General features: G+C 56.7%; 15 protein-coding genes, 1 tRNA gene and 1 pseudogene. 12 read left to right on the top strand and 5 right to left on the bottom strand.

Annotation, left to right across the window (positions count from 1 at the left end; genetic code table 11):
* Positions 1-32: 32 nt before the first annotated feature.
* Positions 33-1,628 carry a tannase/feruloyl esterase family alpha/beta hydrolase gene (locus GHN86_RS13625; protein ID WP_194286241.1) on the bottom strand — a complete coding sequence of 532 codons (1,596 nt, stop codon included), beginning with the start codon at positions 1,626-1,628 and terminating at the stop codon, positions 33-35.
* 166 nt (positions 1,629-1,794) lie between these two features.
* Positions 1,795-1,871 (bottom strand) — tRNA-Arg (locus GHN86_RS13620).
* Positions 1,872-2,219: 348 nt separating this feature from the next.
* Between GHN86_RS13620 and gabD the strand changes: the two genes are divergently transcribed.
* The 3 genes from gabD (at position 2,220) to GHN86_RS13605 (ending at position 6,493) form a co-directional block, all read left to right on the top strand.
* Positions 2,220-3,662 (top strand): NADP-dependent succinate-semialdehyde dehydrogenase, encoded by a 1,443-nt coding sequence (gene gabD, locus GHN86_RS13615; protein ID WP_153380102.1) that lies wholly within the window; start codon positions 2,220-2,222, stop codon positions 3,660-3,662.
* Positions 3,663-3,837: 175 nt separating this feature from the next.
* Positions 3,838-5,121, top strand: a complete 1,284-nt coding sequence (gene gabT, locus GHN86_RS13610; RefSeq protein ID WP_153380100.1) for a 4-aminobutyrate--2-oxoglutarate transaminase — start codon at positions 3,838-3,840, stop codon at positions 5,119-5,121.
* A gap of 145 nt (positions 5,122-5,266) precedes the next feature.
* The gene (locus GHN86_RS13605) at positions 5,267-6,493 is read left to right on the top strand and encodes an HDOD domain-containing protein (protein ID WP_153386733.1); all 1,227 of its coding nucleotides are present in this window, start codon (positions 5,267-5,269) and stop codon (positions 6,491-6,493) included.
* 103 nt (positions 6,494-6,596) lie between these two features.
* On the opposite strand, the gene desA is transcribed toward GHN86_RS13605, so the two are convergent.
* The gene (desA, locus tag GHN86_RS13600; RefSeq protein ID WP_153380128.1) at positions 6,597-7,781 is read right to left on the bottom strand and encodes a delta-9 fatty acid desaturase DesA; all 1,185 of its coding nucleotides are present in this window, start codon (positions 7,779-7,781) and stop codon (positions 6,597-6,599) included.
* 150 nt (positions 7,782-7,931) lie between these two features.
* Between desA and dibA the strand changes: the two genes are divergently transcribed.
* Entirely contained in the window at positions 7,932-9,854 is a 1,923-nt protein-coding gene (gene dibA, locus GHN86_RS13595; protein WP_153380096.1) for a phosphodiesterase DibA, read from the top strand.
* Between the two features lie 6 nt (positions 9,855-9,860).
* On the opposite strand, the gene GHN86_RS13590 is transcribed toward dibA, so the two are convergent.
* On the bottom strand, positions 9,861-10,145 hold the full coding sequence (locus GHN86_RS13590; protein ID WP_153380094.1) for a hypothetical protein: 285 nt from the start codon (positions 10,143-10,145) through the stop codon (positions 9,861-9,863).
* A gap of 125 nt (positions 10,146-10,270) precedes the next feature.
* Here GHN86_RS13590 and GHN86_RS13585 point away from each other — a divergent pair, with 125 nt between their 5' ends.
* Positions 10,271-10,930 (top strand): glutathione S-transferase family protein, encoded by a 660-nt coding sequence (locus GHN86_RS13585; RefSeq protein WP_153380092.1) that lies wholly within the window; start codon positions 10,271-10,273, stop codon positions 10,928-10,930.
* 74 nt (positions 10,931-11,004) lie between these two features.
* On the opposite strand, the gene argH is transcribed toward GHN86_RS13585, so the two are convergent.
* Positions 11,005-12,399: an argininosuccinate lyase gene (gene argH, locus GHN86_RS13580; RefSeq protein WP_153386731.1), complete on the bottom strand. Its 1,395-nt coding sequence runs from the start codon at positions 12,397-12,399 to the stop codon at positions 11,005-11,007.
* A gap of 269 nt (positions 12,400-12,668) precedes the next feature.
* Here argH and GHN86_RS13575 point away from each other — a divergent pair.
* The 7 genes and pseudogenes from GHN86_RS13575 to GHN86_RS13545 form a co-directional block, all read left to right on the top strand.
* A pseudogene (locus tag GHN86_RS13575) lies at positions 12,669-12,785 on the top strand (sensor histidine kinase); the annotation flags it as partial.
* Positions 12,782-13,528, top strand: a complete 747-nt coding sequence (locus GHN86_RS13570; protein ID WP_153380088.1) for a LytR/AlgR family response regulator transcription factor — start codon at positions 12,782-12,784, stop codon at positions 13,526-13,528. The pseudogene GHN86_RS13575 and the gene GHN86_RS13570, both read left to right, overlap by 4 nt.
* Positions 13,529-13,632: 104 nt before the next feature.
* Positions 13,633-14,574 carry a hydroxymethylbilane synthase gene (gene hemC / locus GHN86_RS13565; RefSeq protein WP_153380086.1) on the top strand — a complete coding sequence of 314 codons (942 nt, stop codon included), beginning with the start codon at positions 13,633-13,635 and terminating at the stop codon, positions 14,572-14,574.
* Positions 14,571-15,338 carry a uroporphyrinogen-III synthase gene (locus tag GHN86_RS13560; protein WP_323369978.1) on the top strand — a complete coding sequence of 256 codons (768 nt, stop codon included), beginning with the start codon at positions 14,571-14,573 and terminating at the stop codon, positions 15,336-15,338. The genes hemC and GHN86_RS13560 overlap by 4 nt, the downstream gene beginning before the upstream one ends.
* Positions 15,339-15,354: 16 nt before the next feature.
* A complete protein-coding gene (locus GHN86_RS13555; RefSeq protein ID WP_323369413.1) occupies positions 15,355-16,482 on the top strand; it encodes a uroporphyrinogen-III C-methyltransferase in 1,128 nt (375 codons plus the stop codon).
* Complete coding sequence (locus tag GHN86_RS13550; RefSeq protein WP_153386729.1) at positions 16,479-17,705, top strand: heme biosynthesis protein HemY; 1,227 nt, start codon at positions 16,479-16,481, stop codon at positions 17,703-17,705. Before GHN86_RS13555 ends, GHN86_RS13550 begins: the two co-directional genes overlap by 4 nt.
* Before the next feature lie 402 nt (positions 17,706-18,107).
* Complete coding sequence (locus tag GHN86_RS13545) at positions 18,108-18,569, top strand: disulfide bond formation protein B (RefSeq protein WP_397462723.1); 462 nt, start codon at positions 18,108-18,110, stop codon at positions 18,567-18,569.
* The last annotated feature ends 117 nt before the right edge of the window (positions 18,570-18,686 follow it).

Below are 18,686 nucleotides of genomic sequence, written 5' to 3'. Positions count from 1 at the left end.
ACCGGCTACAAGGTTGGAGCCAAACCGCGTCTTCAGGTTTTTTTCGCAGTCCCTTCCACACAGGCATAGCTGGCGGCATTGTCGATATCGCCTTTACCGTCATACCGCGCCACGGACGGATAGGCACACAGCGGCCGTGTGCGGACGACTTTGCCATCGACTACTTTCGATGCCACGATCCGCTGCGGTGCCACGCCGTGTTCTACCCAATTGTCGATGTAGCTCAATTTATCGAACGTGTCGCACCCTGCGCCGCCATAGCAATGGCCCATCCCCGGCACCAAAAACAGACGTGCCGAATCGCGCATCTCTGCGCCCGCGTTGCGTATCAGTGCCTCGTAGTAGTCGGCCAGTTCCTGGCCGTTATGAAAATCGTTCCAGCCCACATACATAAGTAGCTTGCCGCCACGAGAGAAGAACGGGTTTAAATTGTCGTCCACATGCATCAGGGGGCCGAGGCGGTTGATAGCCTCATTGACGGTCTTGTCCCAGTCCAGGGTTGTCCAGTCCCAGCCGGGGTCCTGAAACGCGGCGTACTGGAACAAGTCCAACGCCACGGGAAACGGTTTGCCATCCACAAATTCACCGAGCAGGCTTTCATTGCCTTTGGCCGGGCCGGGGAAAATCACCTCATGGGTACGGGGGTTGATTGGCCCTTGGTAGATCTGTTTCATCAGGTCTACCTGAGCCGCGGTCAGACAATCAGCTGTTTCGTTGCCTTTGCACAACAACTGCTCGGGCTCAAAATCGCATTTATCCGGTTCCTCGATAAATCCCTGCTTACGGCCGACCGGTGAGGCGCACCGCTGGAGTGCGGCTTTAGCAACGAGGTCGAATTTCTCTTGGGTCATGTGCGCGTTGGGATTGTGGCTGATCAACCAACTGGTCCAGAGCTGTGCAGCATTGAACTTGACGATCGGGTTCGGCGGCGCGCCTGCGACAACACCGTCGTAATCTTCAGGGAAGCGCTTGGCCTCGATCAGGCCTTCAAGCCCCCCCAACGAACAACCGATCCAGTAAGAACGGCTGGGCGACTGGCCGTAGTAGGCCTTGATCAAGGCTTTGGCCTGCACGGTCATCAAGTGATCGGCCCGCCACGCATAGTCGACCAGTTTTTCGGGGTGGCCCAGTGCAAAGCGTCCTCCCTTGCCTTCCTCGGTACTGGAGTCGTGCCCCGTATCCGTTGCCGCTGTGGCGTAACCTTGTTCAATCCCGGTCAACATCGCCGGGAACATCATCGCGCCGCCCCAACCAAAACTGCCTACACCGAGGAACTTGCCGTTCCAGCCTTTAAGCGGTAGCCACACCTCAATCTTGATGTCTGAATCGCTGGTCGGTTTAAGCGTGGCCGCAATGCGGCAGAAGGCCGGATTGGGACCATTCTCCGGAAGGCCTGCGACGTTCATCCCTGAATAGCTGGCCAACCGGGTGAGCGGGTTTTGTGGCATGGCGTATTCACCTGCCGGGACAGTCCGGGCTTCGGTGATGGTGGTGTCGGGCAGGGCCAGCGTCGCCAACGCGGCGCACGCATCGTCGGCCCGCGCTGCTGCGGCACCGCCCATAAATAGCAGGCCAGCCGTGATGGCTGCGCTCCTGCGCATTAGGCTAGACAGGCGAATCAGTTCCATAATCCAATCCTTTTGAGCAGGCACGCGAAGAGTCCCGGCAAGCATAGATGCCCGCAGAGATGTCGATGCAGTCGTTTTCGATTGGCCACAGATACGCAGTGCCGGAAGCGGCAATGAGCGGGGCGAGGGTGTTTTGACGCGAGTCCCTTGGACAAGGGAGGAAGAATGGTGCACCAGGCGGGATTCGAACCCACGACCCCTGCCTTCGGAGGGCAGTACTCTATCCAGCTGAGCTACTGGTGCGACGCGGGCGCCATGATACTCATCTGCGTGTCGCCCGTCCATGCCGCTGATTCGTCGGGTGATTCCTTGCGGGTTATAGGCTATTAATGGCGACAAGAGACAAAACGGTATAAAACACTGGCTTGTTCTTTTTTTCGAACAGGCTATTGTCCTTTACCCCCTTTGTCCCTAGGATTCGTTTGAGATTTCAAACGCTCTTGTCTGAGTGCTGAACCGCACGGCCATATCTTTGTGCGTCATTTAGATACTTTGGTAAGTGAATGACTTCCTGACGGCAGCCTTTCATGGCGCCTTTCTACTCTCAATAATTCGCCCCGCGCCTGCGCGGTGCTGTTAAGGAAAGCCCACATGCAGCTCAAAGACGCACAGTTGTTTCGCCAGCAAGCCTACATCGATGGTGCCTGGGTAGACGCGGACGGTGGTCAGACGATCAAGGTCAACAACCCGGCGACCGGTGAAATTATCGGTACGGTGCCAAAAATGGGTGCTGCTGAAACCCGTCGCGCCATCGAAGCCGCAGACAATGCACTGCCTGCCTGGCGTGCACTGACCGCCAAAGAGCGTGCGACCAAGCTGCGTCGCTGGTTTGAGCTGCTGATCGAGAACCAGGACGATTTAGGCCGCCTGATGACGCTCGAACAAGGCAAGCCATTGGCCGAAGCCAAAGGCGAAATCGTCTACGCGGCCTCGTTTATCGAATGGTTCGCGGAAGAAGCCAAGCGCATTTATGGCGACGTCATCCCGGGTCACCAGCCCGATAAGCGCCTGATCGTGATCAAACAACCGATCGGCGTTACCGCCGCTATCACCCCGTGGAACTTCCCGGCCGCCATGATCACTCGTAAAGCCGGCCCTGCGCTGGCGGCGGGTTGCACCATGGTGATCAAACCGGCTTCGCAAACCCCATTCTCGGCACTGGCACTGGTTGAGCTGGCGCACCGTGCCGGTATTCCAAAAGGTGTATTGAGTGTTGTGACCGGCAGCGCCGGCGACATCGGCGGCGAGCTGACCAGCAACCCGATCGTGCGTAAATTGTCCTTCACGGGCTCGACTGAAATCGGTCGCCAACTGATGGCTGAATGCGCCAAGGACATCAAAAAAGTGTCGCTGGAACTGGGCGGCAACGCGCCGTTTATCGTGTTTGACGACGCTGATCTGGATAAGGCCGTCGAAGGCGCGATCATTTCCAAGTACCGCAACAACGGTCAGACCTGCGTGTGCGCCAACCGTCTGTACATTCAAGACGGTGTTTATGACGCGTTCGCTGAGAAGCTGAAAGTTGCAGTGGCTAAATTGAAGATCGGCAACGGTCTTGAAGAAGGCACCACGACAGGCCCGCTGATTGACGACAAGGCTGTGGCCAAAGTCAAAGAGCATATTGCTGACGCGGTTAGTAAAGGCGCGACGGTGCTGGCTGGCGGCAACAGCCTGGAAGGCAGCTTCTTTGAGCCGACCATTCTGATCAATGTGCCGAAAAACGCCGCAGTCGCGAAGGAAGAAACCTTTGGCCCGTTGGCGCCATTGTTCCGCTTCACCGACGAAGCTGAAGTCATCGCGATGGCCAACGACACCGAGTTCGGTCTGGCATCTTACTTCTATGCGCGCGACATGAGCCGTGTGTTCCGTGTAGCCGAAGCGCTGGAATACGGCATGGTGGGCGTTAACACCGGTCTGATCTCCAACGAAGTGGCGCCGTTTGGCGGTATCAAGGCGTCAGGCCTGGGCCGTGAAGGCTCGAAGTACGGCATCGAAGACTATCTGGAAATCAAATATCTCTGCCTGAGCATCTAACTCGGCGGGTGGTTCAGCAGTAGGGGCACGAGAGCGATGCCCCCTCTGTGCTTCAAATCGTTAACTTTTGTGGCCGGGTGCGCCATGCCAGTCGATCATCGAATGCTGGCAAGGCCGCGACTTAGGCGCGTCAGACTTGAACCACGCCGCGTGATAAGCGGCGAATGAGGACATCATGAGCAACAAGACCAACGCATCTCTGATGAAACGCCGTGAAGCCGCTGTACCGCGCGGTGTTGGCCAGATCCACCCGATCTTTGCCGAGTCGGCGAAGAACGCCACGGTGACCGACGTTGAAGGTCGTGAGTTCATCGACTTTGCGGGCGGTATTGCCGTACTGAACACCGGTCACCTGCACCCAAAAATCATCGCGGCTGTGCAAGGGCAACTGACCAAGTTGACCCACACCTGCTTTCAGGTATTGGCCTATGAGCCGTACGTTGAGCTGTGCGAAAAAATAAACGCCAAGGTGCCGGGCAATTTCGACAAGAAAACCCTGCTGGTCACCACAGGCTCTGAAGCGGTTGAAAACGCCGTGAAAATCGCCCGTGCTGCTACTGGCCGTGCAGGCGTGATTGCTTTCACTGGCGCGTACCACGGTCGCACCATGATGACCTTGGGCCTGACGGGTAAAGTCGTGCCTTATTCGGCCGGCATGGGCCTGATGCCCGGCGGTATCTTCCGCGCCCTGTTCCCGTGCGAGCTGCACGGCATCAGCGTTGACGATTCGATCGCCAGCATTGAGCGCATCTTCAAGAACGACGCTGAGCCTAAAGACATCGCTGCCATCATCATCGAGCCGGTACAGGGCGAAGGTGGTTTCTACGTGGCACCGAAAGCGTTCATGGCTCGCTTGCGCGAGCTGTGTGACAAGCACGGCATTCTGTTGATCGCTGACGAAGTGCAAACCGGCGCGGGCCGTACAGGCACGTTCTTCGCCATGGAACAGATGGGCATCACTGCCGACCTGACCACTTTCGCCAAATCCATCGCGGGCGGCTTCCCATTGGCCGGCGTATGCGGCAAGGCTGAGCTGATGGACGCCATCGCACCGGGTGGTCTGGGTGGCACGTATGCCGGCAGCCCTATTGCCTGCGCCGCTGCGTTGGCTGTGCTTGAGGTGTTTGAAGAGGAGCACCTGCTGGATCGCTGCAAAGCGGTTGGCGAGCGTCTGGTTACGGGTCTCAAAGCCATCCAGGCCAAGTACCCGGTCATCGGTGATGTACGCGCTTTGGGCGCGATGATCGCCGTGGAGCTGTTTGAAGGCGGTGATACACACAAGCCGAACGCGGCCGCGGTGGCTCAAGTAGTTGCCAAGGCGCGTGAGAAAGGTTTAATCCTGCTGTCATGCGGCCCATACGGCAACGTCCTGCGTGTGTTGGTGCCGTTGACCTCGCCTGACGAGCAACTGGACAAAGGTCTGGCCATCATCGAAGAGTGCTTCGCTGAGCTGGCATGAGTCCTGATGCCTGAATTGTGACTCGATAGACAAAAAAAACCGCTTCGGCGGTTTTTTTTGGTTTGGGCGAATCATTTGCGTATTTTTTCTACCGGCGCGGGCTCCCTTTGACTAAGGTGCAGGCATTACGCCGGGAGCAAATTGGATGACAGCTGTAGATTCACTGGCAGTACCGAGCGTGCTGATCGCCGAGCCAGACACGTGGACTCGCGATTTGCTTAAACAGATGGTGTTGAGTGTGCGCTGCGATGCGCAGCTGGACGTGTGCCAGGAAGGTCCGCAAGCACTGACGCTCTTGAAGCAAAAAAACTACGATCTGGTCATAGCTGACGGCAAATTACCGGGCATTGGCGGGCTGGATTTGCTGCGCATGGTTCGCCAACTGCGTCGCAGTACTCCACAGCCTTTTATCTTACTGAGTGAGCGCAGTGACAGCGCCAGCGTGCGCGAAGCCTTGCCCTTGGCGCCTACGGCCTATCTGACTAAACCGTTGGACATGAGTGGTTTGACCCGACGCCTGCAAACCTTGTTGCTAAGTGCTGGGCAAGCGGTCTCGTGTGATGTGCCGGCACTGTCTGCGAGCATGACGCTCAAAGGCTTTTTGACGCAGCGACGAACCTCATGTGATGGCGCACCGCTGTCGGTGGATGTCCACGCGGTCGTCAAACAGAGCATGGGGCCTGTCGGTCTTGACCTCGGGTTGCTTGAGCAGTACGCACATACTGATCCGCAAATCGGTGCGGTATTGATTGCGGCGGTCAATAGCGCCGCCAAACATCTGCCCCGTCCGGTGCAGACGCTTGGGCAGGCCTTGCAAGGCTTGGGAGCGACGCAAAGCGTGAACCTTATTCAAGGGCTGGCACTAAAGCAGAGTGCCTATCTGACCGACCCTTGCCTGGCTGACTACGCGCAGCAGCAGTGGGCCGTGTCACTGCGCACAGCAGAGTATGGTCGTACCTTGGCAGGCATCTTGAACCTGGACAAAGCACGTTGTTATTACGCAGGGCTGCTGCATCGCATGGGTGATCTGGCGGTGTTGCGCTGTTTACAGGAATGGCAGTTGGCCGGTGGCGAGCTGGACACACAGATGATTGACGCATCTTTGGCCGAATTTGGTGCCGCCTATGGTTCCGCATTGCGCACTCGCTGGCGCTTGCCGTTGGAATTGCGGGAATTGATCGCAGCGATTTATCACTTGGGCGGCGGTGTGTATTCGCGCGAGGCGCTGGTCATGAATTTGGCCGCTCAAGTCGCCAATCTGCCGTCAGACGAGGAGGTTGAGTCACTTGCTGAAAGCAAAACGGCCCGACTGTTGAAAGTCGGGCCGTTAGAGTTGGCGCGGTTGGTGAAGAAGCAAAGCCCCTCACCCTAGCCCTCTCCCAGAGGGAGAGGGAACTGACCGCACGCGGCCTCAAGATCAACCCAAACCAGCCCCCTCTCCCTCTGGGAGAGGGTTGGGGTGAGGGTAGTAGCCTTTACGCTTTAGCAGGCCGCAATGAGTAGGTCTTCAACTGATTGGCAAACTCGCGCAACGACTGAATCCCGCTGGCTTCTGCTTCATGTACCCACTCTTTGATAGCCGCCAGCATGTCGTGGCCGTTGGTGCTGGTTTTGACCCAGATCTGTTGCAGCGCCAGGCGTTTTTCGTAAATCACTTTGAGCGACTGGCTATGCTCCAGCAGGGTTTCGATACGCTGGTGATGGCGATCTTCAAGCAGGCTGGTTTCACGCGAAAGCAAACGCTTGGCGCGACGGAACTGGTGGCGAACCGAGTGATCAACCTTGGACAGCTCCTGCTGCACCAAGGGTGCAATCACTAACTTGCGGTACTGCGCCATGATTTGGAATCGGTTATTGAGGATCGCCATTGCGGTGTCCATGTCCAAGTTGCCTTTGCCTTCAACCCGGTGGGCAATCGGCGCAACGCGCTGAACCTTGGCCAGACGTAAAAAGCTGAACACTTTGATCCACGCCCAGCCCAGGTCGAACTCCCATTTCTTGACCGACATCTTGGCCGAGTTGGGGTAGGTATGGTGGTTGTTGTGCAGCTCTTCACCGCCAATGATGATGCCCCACGGCACCAGATTGGTCGCCGCATCGCGGCACTCAAAGTTGCGATAACCCACAGCATGGCCCAGACCGTTGACCACGCCTGCAGCCCACACCGGGATCCACATCATCTGGATCGCCCAGATGGTCAGGCCGATGGCGCCGAACAAGAGCAGGTCAATGGCTAGCATGATGCCCACGCCCAGTAATTTGTAGCGCGAATACAGGTTTCGCTCTATCCAGTCTTCAGGGCAGTTCTTACCGTAAATGCGCAGTGTTTCCGCGTTTTGTGCCTCTTCGCGGTACAGCTCTGCACCTTTGCGCAAAACAGTCGATAACCCCTTGATGACCGGGCTGTGCGGGTCATCAACGGTTTCGCATTTTGCGTGGTGCTTACGGTGGATGGCAGTCCACTCGCGGGTGTTCTGCGCAGTGGTCAACCACAGCCAGAAGCGGAAGAAGTGTTTCAGACCACCGTTAAGCTCCAAAGAGCGGTGCGCTGAATAGCGATGCAGATAAACCGTGACCCCAATGATGGTCACGTGGGTCATCAACAGGGTGACTGCAACCAGTTGCCAGGCTGACAAGTCGAGAAAACCGTTGTACCACATAGGCTGTTTGGCCCTCGGGAAGACAAAAAAAAATTGCAACGCGCATTATCCTCTTGCTGCCAGATAAAACCAGTCGACCTTTCAGATAAGAGTATTCAGATGTTTCTTACACTATAATTCCTCTTTTTTTGTAGGTGCTTTAACTTTCTTATGTCGGTTTCTTATCGCGATGCCTTGCGTGCGGCCCTGTTGTACGGGCTGTTATCGGTTTTCTGGCTGCAAATATCTGATCATTTATTGAACAGTTATTTCGATGATTGGGGGCAGTTGGCCCAGTGGCAACGGATCAACGGTTATTTATGGGCGTTTATTAGCGCCGTGTTGATTTTTATAGCCCGTGCACGGCTGCTCAGTTTTATGGGGGTAGGCGCCCGTTTGAAGCATCAACGCCAGGATCGAGAACGCCTTCGCCAAGCGGCCGTGGTGTTCGATTGCACACGTGAAGGCGTGCTGGTCACAGACTGCAGGGGCACGATTGTGCATGTGAACCGTGCGCTGGTTGAAATCACCGGCTATACCGCCGCCGAGGTGTTGGGCCACCGCCCCAATATGTTCAAGTCGGGCCGTCATGGCCCCGAGTTCTATCAGGCGGTGTTCAAGTCATTGCAAGAAAGTGGTGACTGGAATGGTGAGATCTGGAATCGGCGCAAAGATGGCGAGGTGTATCCGCAGTGGCAAACGGTCCGCGCGATCACCGATGGCAAAGGGCAGGTGACTCACTATGTCGCAGTCTTCACGGATATTTCGGCGATAAAAAAATCCCAGACCGAATTGACCCGATTGGCGCACCACGACGCGCTGACCGACTTGCCCAACCGACTGTTGTTTACCGATCGCACTGAGCAGGCATTAGCCTCGGCGCTACGGCATTCTTCTGGGTGCGCGCTGCTGATGATTGATCTTGATCACTTCAAAATCGTCAATGACAGCCTGGGCCATAACATCGGTGATTTGTTGCTCAAAAGGGTCGCGGACCGTTTGCAGCGTCTGTTCGGCAAAGGTTTCACAGTGGCTCGATTGGGAGGCGATGAATTTGCCGTGTTGGTCGACAATTGCCCGCGCACGGCTGAAGCGGCGTTGGCTGCGCAGCAGGTGTTGGAGGTGATGAAAGGGGTCTTTGAGGTTGAGAAACATCAGCTGTTTATCAGTGCCAGCGTGGGCATCAGCGTATTCCCCCGTGACGCTTTAAACGCCGAGCAATTACTGCGTAACGCCGACTCGGCGTTGTACAAGGCCAAAAAAGCGGGGCGCGAGGGCTATGCCGTCTACACCGAAGAGCTGACCACTCACGCGCAATACCGGGTAGAAGTGGCCAATGATTTGCGCCGGGCATTGGAGCAACAAGAGCTGCGTGTGTACTACCAGCCGGTGCATGACCTCAAGACCTGCCAACTGATTGGCGTTGAGGCGCTGGTGCGCTGGCAGCATCCGGTGCGAGGTTTGATATCGCCGGGCGAATTTATTCCTATCGCCGAACGAACCGGTCTGATTGCCGAAATCGACGCGTGGGTGTTGGAGCAAGCCTGCTGGCAAATGGGCCAGTGGCAATCGGCTGGCGTCGAGTTGTCGTTTGTGGCCGTTAATATCTCCAGCCGTTTGTTTGCTCGCCCCGAACTGTTCACGCTGGTGTCTACGGTACTGGCCGATACCGGTCTGGACCCGGCACTGTTGGAGTTGGAAGTCACGGAAAGTGCTGTGATGGACGATTCGCAAGCCGCACTAGAGCAAATGCACCGCCTGCGCACCTTGGGGTTGCGACTGGCCATTGACGATTTTGGAACGGGTTTTTCGTCTTTGCTACGCCTCAAGCAGTTGCCTGTGCAGAAGCTCAAAATCGATCAAGGATTTGTCGCCGGGCTACCAGCAGACAATGACGACGTGGCGATTGTTCGCGCAGTCATCGCACTGTCTCAAAGCATGGGCTTGGCTGTGCAGGCAGAAGGGATTGAGCACGTCGAGCAAGCACAATTACTGCTCGATCTCACCTGTGATCTGGGCCAGGGCTACTGGTTTGGACGCCCGATGCCCGCCAGCGAACTGGACTGGCAACGAGCTCCCGCGATGCACGGCTAAGCCGACTCAGTTCTTCTCGGGCGGCAAGGTCGGCAGCGCGCGCAGGGCTGCTTCGTACCATTGCGAATCAAAGGCGCGGTCTTCTTCGAGGAGCGCGTCAATTTCCACAGCCAGCACGTGCGCCATCATGTTCAGAATATCGTCGCGCTCGTAGCCAACCAGAGTCAGCTTATTGAATGTTGCTTTGGCGGCTGGGGGGTTGTCGCTTTCAATCTGGTTTTCAATCGCCTGAATCAGGGTGTCTTCGGCGAATTCTTCTTCGTCGGTGTCGATATCAGTTGGCTCGCTCATGGGCAGGCTCCTTAAGTAAAGGCTGGCAGTCTAACGGCATTCAGCTCAGTGATGCTGCTAGCCAGCTTAGCGGCGAACCTCTATAACAGCTGCTGCCAACCCCAATACGGCCTGGAGGCTTTGCAATGCTTAAGCTTTATGGATTCGCAGTCAGCAATTACTACAACATGGTCAAACTGGCGCTGCTGGAAAAGGGCGTTGCTTTTGAAGAAGTCCCCTTCTTTCCAGGCGCAGCACCTCAAACGTTGACCATCAGCCCCCGTGGCAAAGTCCCGGTGTTGGGTGTCGAGCAAGGTTTTATCAACGAAACCAGCGTGATCCTTGAGTACATCGAACAGACACAGTCAGGTCCAAAGCTGTTGCCGACGGAACCTTTCGAGCGCGCGCAAGTGCTGGCGCTCGCCAGGGAAATTGAGCTGTATATCGAGTTGCCGGCCCGTGCGTTGTACTCGGAGGCATTCTTCGGCATGACCGTACCTGAGGCCATCAAAACCAAAGCCCGTACCGAGTTGCTTGAAGGTATTGCTTCGCTGGGGCGACACGGTAAATTCGCCCCCTTCGTTGCGGGTGAGGCGCTGAGCCTGGCGGATATTTACTTCCTGTACAGCGTCAGTCTGGCGTGTGCGGTAGGGCATAAAGTGTTTGGCCTGGACATATTGGCCGATATGCCGGGCGCCAAGGCGCTGCTCGACCGACTTGAGCAAAACCCGCACGTGCAGAAAATTGCGGCGGATAAAGAAGCGGTCATGCCGCAGTTTCTGGCCTGGATCAGTAGCAAGAAATAAAGCCTGGCTTAAGCGCGGGATAAAAAAACGGGCACTTAAAGTGCCCGTTTTTTTTAGCTGCCTTGCAGTCGTGCTCAGCGGTTGGCCAGCAACGCCTTGCCACGGGCAACAGCCGCTTTCACTTGCGCAGGCGCGGTGCCGCCAATGTGATTACGGGCGTTGACCGAGCCTTCGAGGGTCAGCACGGCAAACACGTCGTCTTCGATCTGATCGCTGAACTGGCGCAGTTCTTCCAGGCTCATTTCAGCCAGGTCTTTACCCGTTTCAACGCCGTATTTTACCGCGTGGCCAACGATCTCGTGGCAGTCACGGAACGGCAAGCCTCGACGCACCAGATAATCTGCAAGGTCGGTGGCTGTTGAGAACCCGCGCAGCGCAGCTTCGCGCATGATGGCGTGCTTAGGCTTGATCGCCGGGATCATGTCGGCAAAGGCGCGCAGCGAATCGCGCAAGGTGTCAGCCGCATCGAACAACGGCTCTTTGTCTTCCTGGTTGTCCTTGTTGTAGGCCAGTGGCTGGCCTTTCATCAGGGTCAACAGGCCCATCAGCGCGCCAAATACACGGCCGCTTTTACCGCGCACCAGTTCAGGGACGTCCGGGTTTTTCTTTTGCGGCATGATCGAGCTGCCGGTGCAGAAGCGGTCGGGCAAGTCGATGAACTGGAACTGCGCGCTGGTCCACAACACCAACTCTTCAGAGAAACGCGACAAGTGCATCATCGCAATGCTGGCCGCGGCGCAGAATTCGATGGCGAAGTCGCGGTCCGACACGTTGTCCAGCGAGTTACCGCCCACGGCGTCAAAACCCAGCAATTGAGCAGTGAATTCGCGGTCGATCGGGTAAGTGGTGCCAGCGAGTGCGGCGCTGCCCAGAGGCATGCGATTGGTGCGCTTGCGGCAGTCGACCAAGCGTTCATAGTCGCGGCTGAGCATTTCGAACCACGCCAGCATGTGATGACCAAATGTCACTGGCTGCGCGGTTTGCAGGTGCGTAAAGCCGGACATGATGGTCTCGGCTTCGCGTTCTGCCTGCTCCAGCAGGCCTTTCTGCAAACGGGTAATTTCAGCCAGGATCACGTCGATTTCGTCACGCAGCCACAGGCGAATATCGGTAGCGACCTGATCGTTACGGCTACGCCCGGTGTGCAGTTTTTTGCCGGTCACACCAATGCGGTCGGTCAGGCGCGCTTCGATGTTCATGTGCACGTCTTCCAGATCGATGCGCCAGTCAAACGTGCCGGCTTCGATTTCGCTCTGGATGGTTTTCAGGCCTTCGATGATGCTGTCGCGCTCGTCATCGGTGAGTACGCCGACTTTGGCCAACATCGTAGCGTGAGCCACAGAGCCCATGATGTCGTGACGGTAAAGGCGCTGGTCAAAAGTGACGGAGGCAGTGAAGCGCGCAACGAAGGCGTCGACGGGTTCACTGAAGCGGCCGCCCCAGGACTGATTGGTCTTGTCGGTGCTCATGAATTCGCTCGTAATCGGCTGAGGAAAGTTACACAAAAAGTTGCTGCAGATCATAACAGGGTTGCCAGCGCTGACGTTGACGTACGTCGGTAACCTTTTGTATGAAATGGGATATAAAAAATACAGGAACGAAATTGACTGTTTATGCCCATTCGTCTTGGCAACCGTCTACAGTTGGTCGTATGGATCAGTCTTTGCAAGTCTTTATAGATGACTAAACTGATTCCGTAATAAATCGAGCAACAGACACAGGTGAATTTCGCTGCGATGTTGCGGCACTTTTTGGCCTTGGCGCTAGTCTTAGCGTTGATCGCCGTGACGGTCGTCACTTCACCTGTCTACGCTATCCTTGTGCGAGACTCACGCAGGAATACAGCGCTATATGAATGTCCTGATCGTTGATGACGAAACCCTGGCCCGCGAGCATTTGAGCCGTTTAGTTGGCACGCTTGGTGGCTATACATTGCTGGAACCCACCGCCTCAAATGGCGAAGAGGCGTTGAGCCTGATCGAAAGCCTCAAGCCGGATGTCGTGCTACTCGACATTGGCCTGCCGGGGCTGGACGGTTTGCAGGTTGCAGCCAAATTATGTGAGCGCGAGCTACCGCCTTCGGTTGTCTTTTGCGTCGCACCGGACGAGTTCTCCCTGCAAGCCTTGCAGGAGAGTGGGCTCAGTTATGTGCTCAAGCCGATCAGTGCCGAGGCATTGAGCGCTGCATTGAAAGAGGCGCATCGGCCCAATCGAAGCCAGCTGGCTGCGCTGACCCGCCCTGCTGCTCAATCGGGCAGCGGTCCGCGTAGCCACATCAGTGCCCGCACCCGAAAAGGGATCGAGCTGATTCCCATCGAACAAGTGATCTACTTTATCGCAGACCATAAATACGTGACGCTGCGTCACGAAGGCGGCGAAGTCTTGCTCGATGAACCCCTCAAGTCCCTTGAAGACGAATTCGGCGACCGTTTTGTGCGTATTCACCGCAATGCGCTGGTAGCGCGCAACCGTATCGAGCGCCTGCAACGTACGCCGTTAGGGCATTTCCAGCTCTACCTGCGTGGGCTCAATGGTGATGCGCTGATTGTCAGCAGACGTCATGTAGCCGGGGTTCGCAAAATGATGCAGCAGCTTTAGAGCCAGCAGACGGGCCAGGGAGGCCACGTACTTTCTGATACAAGTCAGAGCTGTTTTGGCTGAGCTGTTATTATCAGCCGTATCTATTCAGTACGGATTGATCCATGTCCTCTCGCGAAATCCGCATCGCTACCCGTAAAAGCGCCCTGGCTCTGTGGCAGGCCGAGTACGTCAAAGCCCGTTTGGAGCACGCTCACCCTGGTCTTCTGGTGACGCTGGTTCCTATGGTCAGTCGTGGCGACAAGTTACTGGACTCGCCGTTGTCGAAAATCGGCGGCAAGGGTCTGTTCGTTAAAGAGCTTGAAACCGCGCTGCTCGAAAACGAAGCAGACATTGCTGTGCACTCCATGAAAGACGTGCCGATGGACTTCCCCGAAGGTCTGGGCCTGTTCTGTATTTGCGAGCGTGAAGACCCGCGCGATGCTTTTGTTTCCAATACCCACGCCAGCCTTGATGACTTGCCAGAAGGCAGCGTTGTCGGCACGTCGAGTCTGCGTCGTCAGGCGCAGTTATTGACCCGTCGGCCAGACCTGAATATCCGGTTTTTGCGTGGCAACGTTAATACGCGTCTGGCCAAGCTGGACGCGGGTGAATACGACGCCATTATTCTTGCAGCAGCGGGTTTGATTCGCCTCGGCTTTGAAGACCGCATCACCTCTGCAATCAGCATCGATGACAGCTTGCCGGCCGGCGGCCAAGGCGCGGTGGGTATCGAGTGCCGCACTGCCGACAGTGAAATTCATGCCTTGCTGGCACCCTTGCATCATGCCGACACTGCGGTGCGTGTGACGGCCGAGCGTGCATTGAACAAGCATTTGAATGGCGGCTGCCAGGTGCCTATCGCCTGTTATGCCGTTCTCGAAGGCGACCAAATCTGGTTGCGTGGTCTCGTAGGCGACCCCAATGGCAGCCTGCTCCTGACGGCTCAAGCACGCGGGCCTCAATCTGCGGCTACAGAACTTGGGGTCAAGGTGGCTGAAGCATTGCTGGATCAAGGTGCTGGCGCCATCCTCAAAGCTGTTTACGGTGAGGCAGGCCACGAGTGACAGGTTGGCGCTTGTTGCTGACCCGGCCCGCAGAGGAGTCGGCAGCGCTGGCGTGTGAGCTGTCCAGTGTCGGGGTTTACAGCAGTAGCTTGCCGCTGCTGTCCATCCAGCCGCTGGCATTGACTGGCGCGCAACGGGCACTGATCGCTCACCTCGATCGCTATTGCGCGGTCATTGTCGTCAGCAAGCCCGCAGCGCGGCTGGGCCTTGCTCTGGTCAGCCAATACTGGTCACAGCCCCCCACTCAGAAGTGGTTCAGTGTCGGCGTCGCGACCGCGCAGATTCTCACCGACTATGGTCTCGATGTTAGCTACCCTCAAAGCGCGGATGACAGCGAAGCCTTGCTGGCGTTACCAGTGTTTGGTCAGGCTGTTGCCTGCGACAATCCCAGGGTTCTGATTTTGCGCGGGGAGGGCGGGCGAGAGATGCTTGCCGAGCGTTTGCGAGACCTTGGCGCACAAGTCGACTACCTTGAGCTGTACCGTCGCGAACTGCCTTCTTATCCGCCAGCAGCGCTGGTTGAGCGCGTGAAAGTGGAACGCCTGAACGGCCTGGTGGTCAGCAGTGGGCAGGGTTTCGAACATTTATGCCAATTGGCCGGCGATGCCTGGCCGCAATTGGCAACTTTACCGTTGTTTGTTCCAAGCCCTCGGGTTGCGCAAATGGCGCGAAATGCCGGGGCGCTAAACGTTGTGGATTGTCGTGGTGCCAGTGCCACGGCTTTGCTGGCGGCGTTACGGGAACATCCCGTACCTGCTTTCTAATGCAAAGGATGGATACGTGAGCGAAACAGTCTTGCCAAAAGAATCCGTGCAGCCCGCGCCTCAGGCGCCGGCTCAAAAGCCCGATACGCGTTCCGAGCGACGGGGTAATGGTCTGGCCGTCGTGGCGCTGTTGCTCGGTGCTGCAGGCGTTGCAGTCGGCGGTTGGGGGGTGTGGCAGGTGCGTCATCTGCAAGTCACCACCGAGCAGCAGTTAAGCGAAGTGCCGGCGCTGGCGGCGCAGACGCTCTCGATCAAGCAGGGTGAGCAACAACTGCTGACGCGCCTCAATCAATTGCCGTCTGCCAATGAGCTGGATAATCAGCGTCAATTGGTTGTGCAACTGCAAGGTGATCAACAGCGCTTGAACCAGCGACTTGAAACCGTATTAGGTGCAAGCCGCAAGGATTGGCGTCTGGCCGAAGCCGAGCACTTGCTGCGCCTTGCCAGCCTGCGCTTGTCAGCCCTGCAAGACATCAGCAGTGCGCAAGCGCTGGTGCAGGGTGCCGATGATATTTTGCGCGAGCAGAATGACCCCGGCTCATTCGCTGCCCGTGAGCAGTTGGCCAAATCTCTTGCAGCCTTGCGCAGCGTCGAACAACCCGATCGCACTGGCTTGTTCCTGCAATTGGCTGCCTTGCGTGACCAGGTGGCACAGCTCAATGCGCTGGCACCGGCCTACAAGGACGCGGGCGACTCTCTGTTAGGCCTGACGGCCGACGGTGATGGTGCGAGTCGTTGGGCTCAGTGGTGGGATGAAATTTCGCATTACATCCGTATCGACTTCAACGCGGATAAAAATGTACGGCCACTGTTGGCCGGCCAAAGTCTGACTCAAGTGCGTCTTGCCCTGAGCCTGGCGCTGGAGCAGGCGCAGTGGGCAGCCCTAAATGGCCAAGAGCCGGTTTATACCCGGGCTCTGGCGCAAGCCGAAGACGTGCTGAAAAATAATTTCAATGCGGATAACGCGCAAAGTAAAAAGCTGCTCGACCAGGTGGTCGCCCTGAGCAAACAGCCGGTCACGGTGCAAACCCCCGACCTCGCGGGCACCCTGAGCGCAGTGCAGGCCTATCTGGAACGTCGCCACGTCTCTGCTGACGAGCCGGGCAAGGCGGCTGGCAATCCCGCGCAGGAGACCAGCCCATGAGACGTTTCTATGTGATTGTGTTTTTGTTGATCGCAGCGGCGGCGTGCATCGGCCTGGCAATCGCCGAAGACTCGGGTTATGTGCTGATTGCCTACAAAAGCTTCCGTTACGAATCCAGTCTGTGGGCAACGTTGGCATTAGTGCTGGTGCTGTGGCTGCTGGTCTGGGGCATCAAGCTGCTGGTAGAGCTGCTGACCACGTCGACCGGCCTGGTCAATCCCTGGTCACGACGTAACCGCAGCCGTCGTGTGCAAATCGCCATCGAACAAGGCCAAATGGACCTCGCGGAGGGTCGTTGGGCCAGTGCGCAAAAAAACCTCGCACGAGCCGCCGAAGCCGAGCGCCAGCCATTGCTTTATTACCTAGGCGCCGCCAGAGCCGCCAATGAGCTAGGCCGGTACGAAGACAGTGACCGTTTGCTGGAGCGTGCACTTGAGCGCCAGCCTCAAGCCGAGCTGGCGATTGCTTTGAGCCATGCCCAGCTGCAAGTCGACCGTGCCGATACCGAAGGAGCGCTGGTTACGTTGCAGGCCATGCACGAGCGTCATCCACACAACGTGCAAGTGCTCCGTCAGTTGCAGCGTTTGCACCAGCAGCGCGGTGATTGGGCTGCTTTGATCCGCTTGTTGCCCGAATTGCGCAAAGATAAAGTGCTGCCCGCAAATGAGCTGGCGGAGCTGGAACGTCGCGCTTGGGGGCAAAACCTGAGCCTGGCTGCGCAGCGTGAAACAGAAGGCGAGGCGGGGCTTCAATCCTTGCAGCGGGCGTGGCAACAACTGACTTCGGCCCAGCGCCAGGAGCCTGCACTGGTGCTGGCTTATGCCGAACAATTGCGCCAACTGGGTGCTCAAGCCGAGGCTGAGGAAGTCTTGCGTGGCGCACTCAAACGCAACTATGACAGCCACCTTGTTCGACTTTATGGCTTGCTTCGTGGCAGTGACCCGGTGAAACAGTTGCAGACCGCCGAAGGGTGGCTGAAGGCGCACCCCGGTGATGCCAGTTTGCTACTGACGTTGGGTCGTCTGTGTCTGCAAAACAGTTTGTGGGGTAAAGCGCGTGACTACTTTGAAAGTAGTCTCAAGATTGAACGTAATCCTGAGACCTGCGCCGAACTGGCGCGCTTGCTGGCTCAGCTGGGCGATACGGGACGCAGCAATCAGTTGTTTCAGGAGGGCTTGAATATGCTGGATGAGCGCCTGCTGGCGCTGCCGTTGCCTGCCTGAAGCGCGTCCTGTCCTTAAGCCTGGTAAAGGTTCGTTAAACGATGAACGAGCGCGGTGAGCGGAGGCTTTTTTTACAGCCGCTCCCTCGTTCATATCGCTTGATGCCTCCTACAAATTCTTCGCTTTAAGCGAAGAGTGAGTGCAGGAAGTGATACCGCAACAGGTGTAAAACAGGCATGAAATGAGCCTTGAAGTTATTTCCTACAGGCCAATTGCATCTCTCCTGCAAGATCTGTTTGTTATTCCCTACAGCCTTAAAGACGGTTCGCCAGTGAGCCATCTTGAAACGGCCAATGGCTTTCATCTACCGTAGCCAGCTACCAATTTTGTTACGGAAAAGCCATGTTTTTGGCCTGCTCACGTTTCATTTTTCTCCTTGCTTTCCTTCTTGGCAGCCTCGTCATGGGGGCTTCCTTATTTCTGGAATATGGGCTGGGGTTTGAACCGTGTCTGCTCTGTCAGATTCAGCGGTATTTCTTGCTGGGCTTTTGTATCGTCAACCTGATGGCATTCGTTCAAAGGCCGCGTTTTAGCGGCATGAGGGTTTACTCCATTGTGTCCACAGTGCTTGCGCTAGGAGGTACTGGCAGTGCTTTGAGGCAGGTGCTTCTACAAAGTCAGGCACCCGAGCAACTGATGTTTTGTCAGCCTGATCTTGGCGCAATCTTGCACAACCTGCCGCTTTCCGAAGTAGTGTCGACCATCTACCGGGGCAGCGAAGCGTGTGTGCTGACTCACTGGAGCATTTTCGATTTGCGGGTGGCTGAACTGAGCTTGCTGGCCTTTGCCGGTTTAAGTGTGCTGAGTGGTTATCAAATTATTCGAGCGCTCTCGTATCGGGTATCACCCGTGCATGCGGCGTGACGTAGCAGTCAAGATTAAACGCTTGTATGAACTTTCTCTCGTGCGTACCTTGAAGCCGTCGCTGTGCGAGCATAATCTGGCCCGCACGCATTATTGGAAATATGCCGCCCAATCCAG

Origin of the sequence: Pseudomonas helleri (genome assembly GCF_009600315.1) — a bacterium.
Classification (GTDB): domain Bacteria; phylum Pseudomonadota; class Gammaproteobacteria; order Pseudomonadales; family Pseudomonadaceae; genus Aquipseudomonas; species Aquipseudomonas helleri_A.
This window is presented reverse-complemented; position numbering and strand designations above follow the sequence as displayed.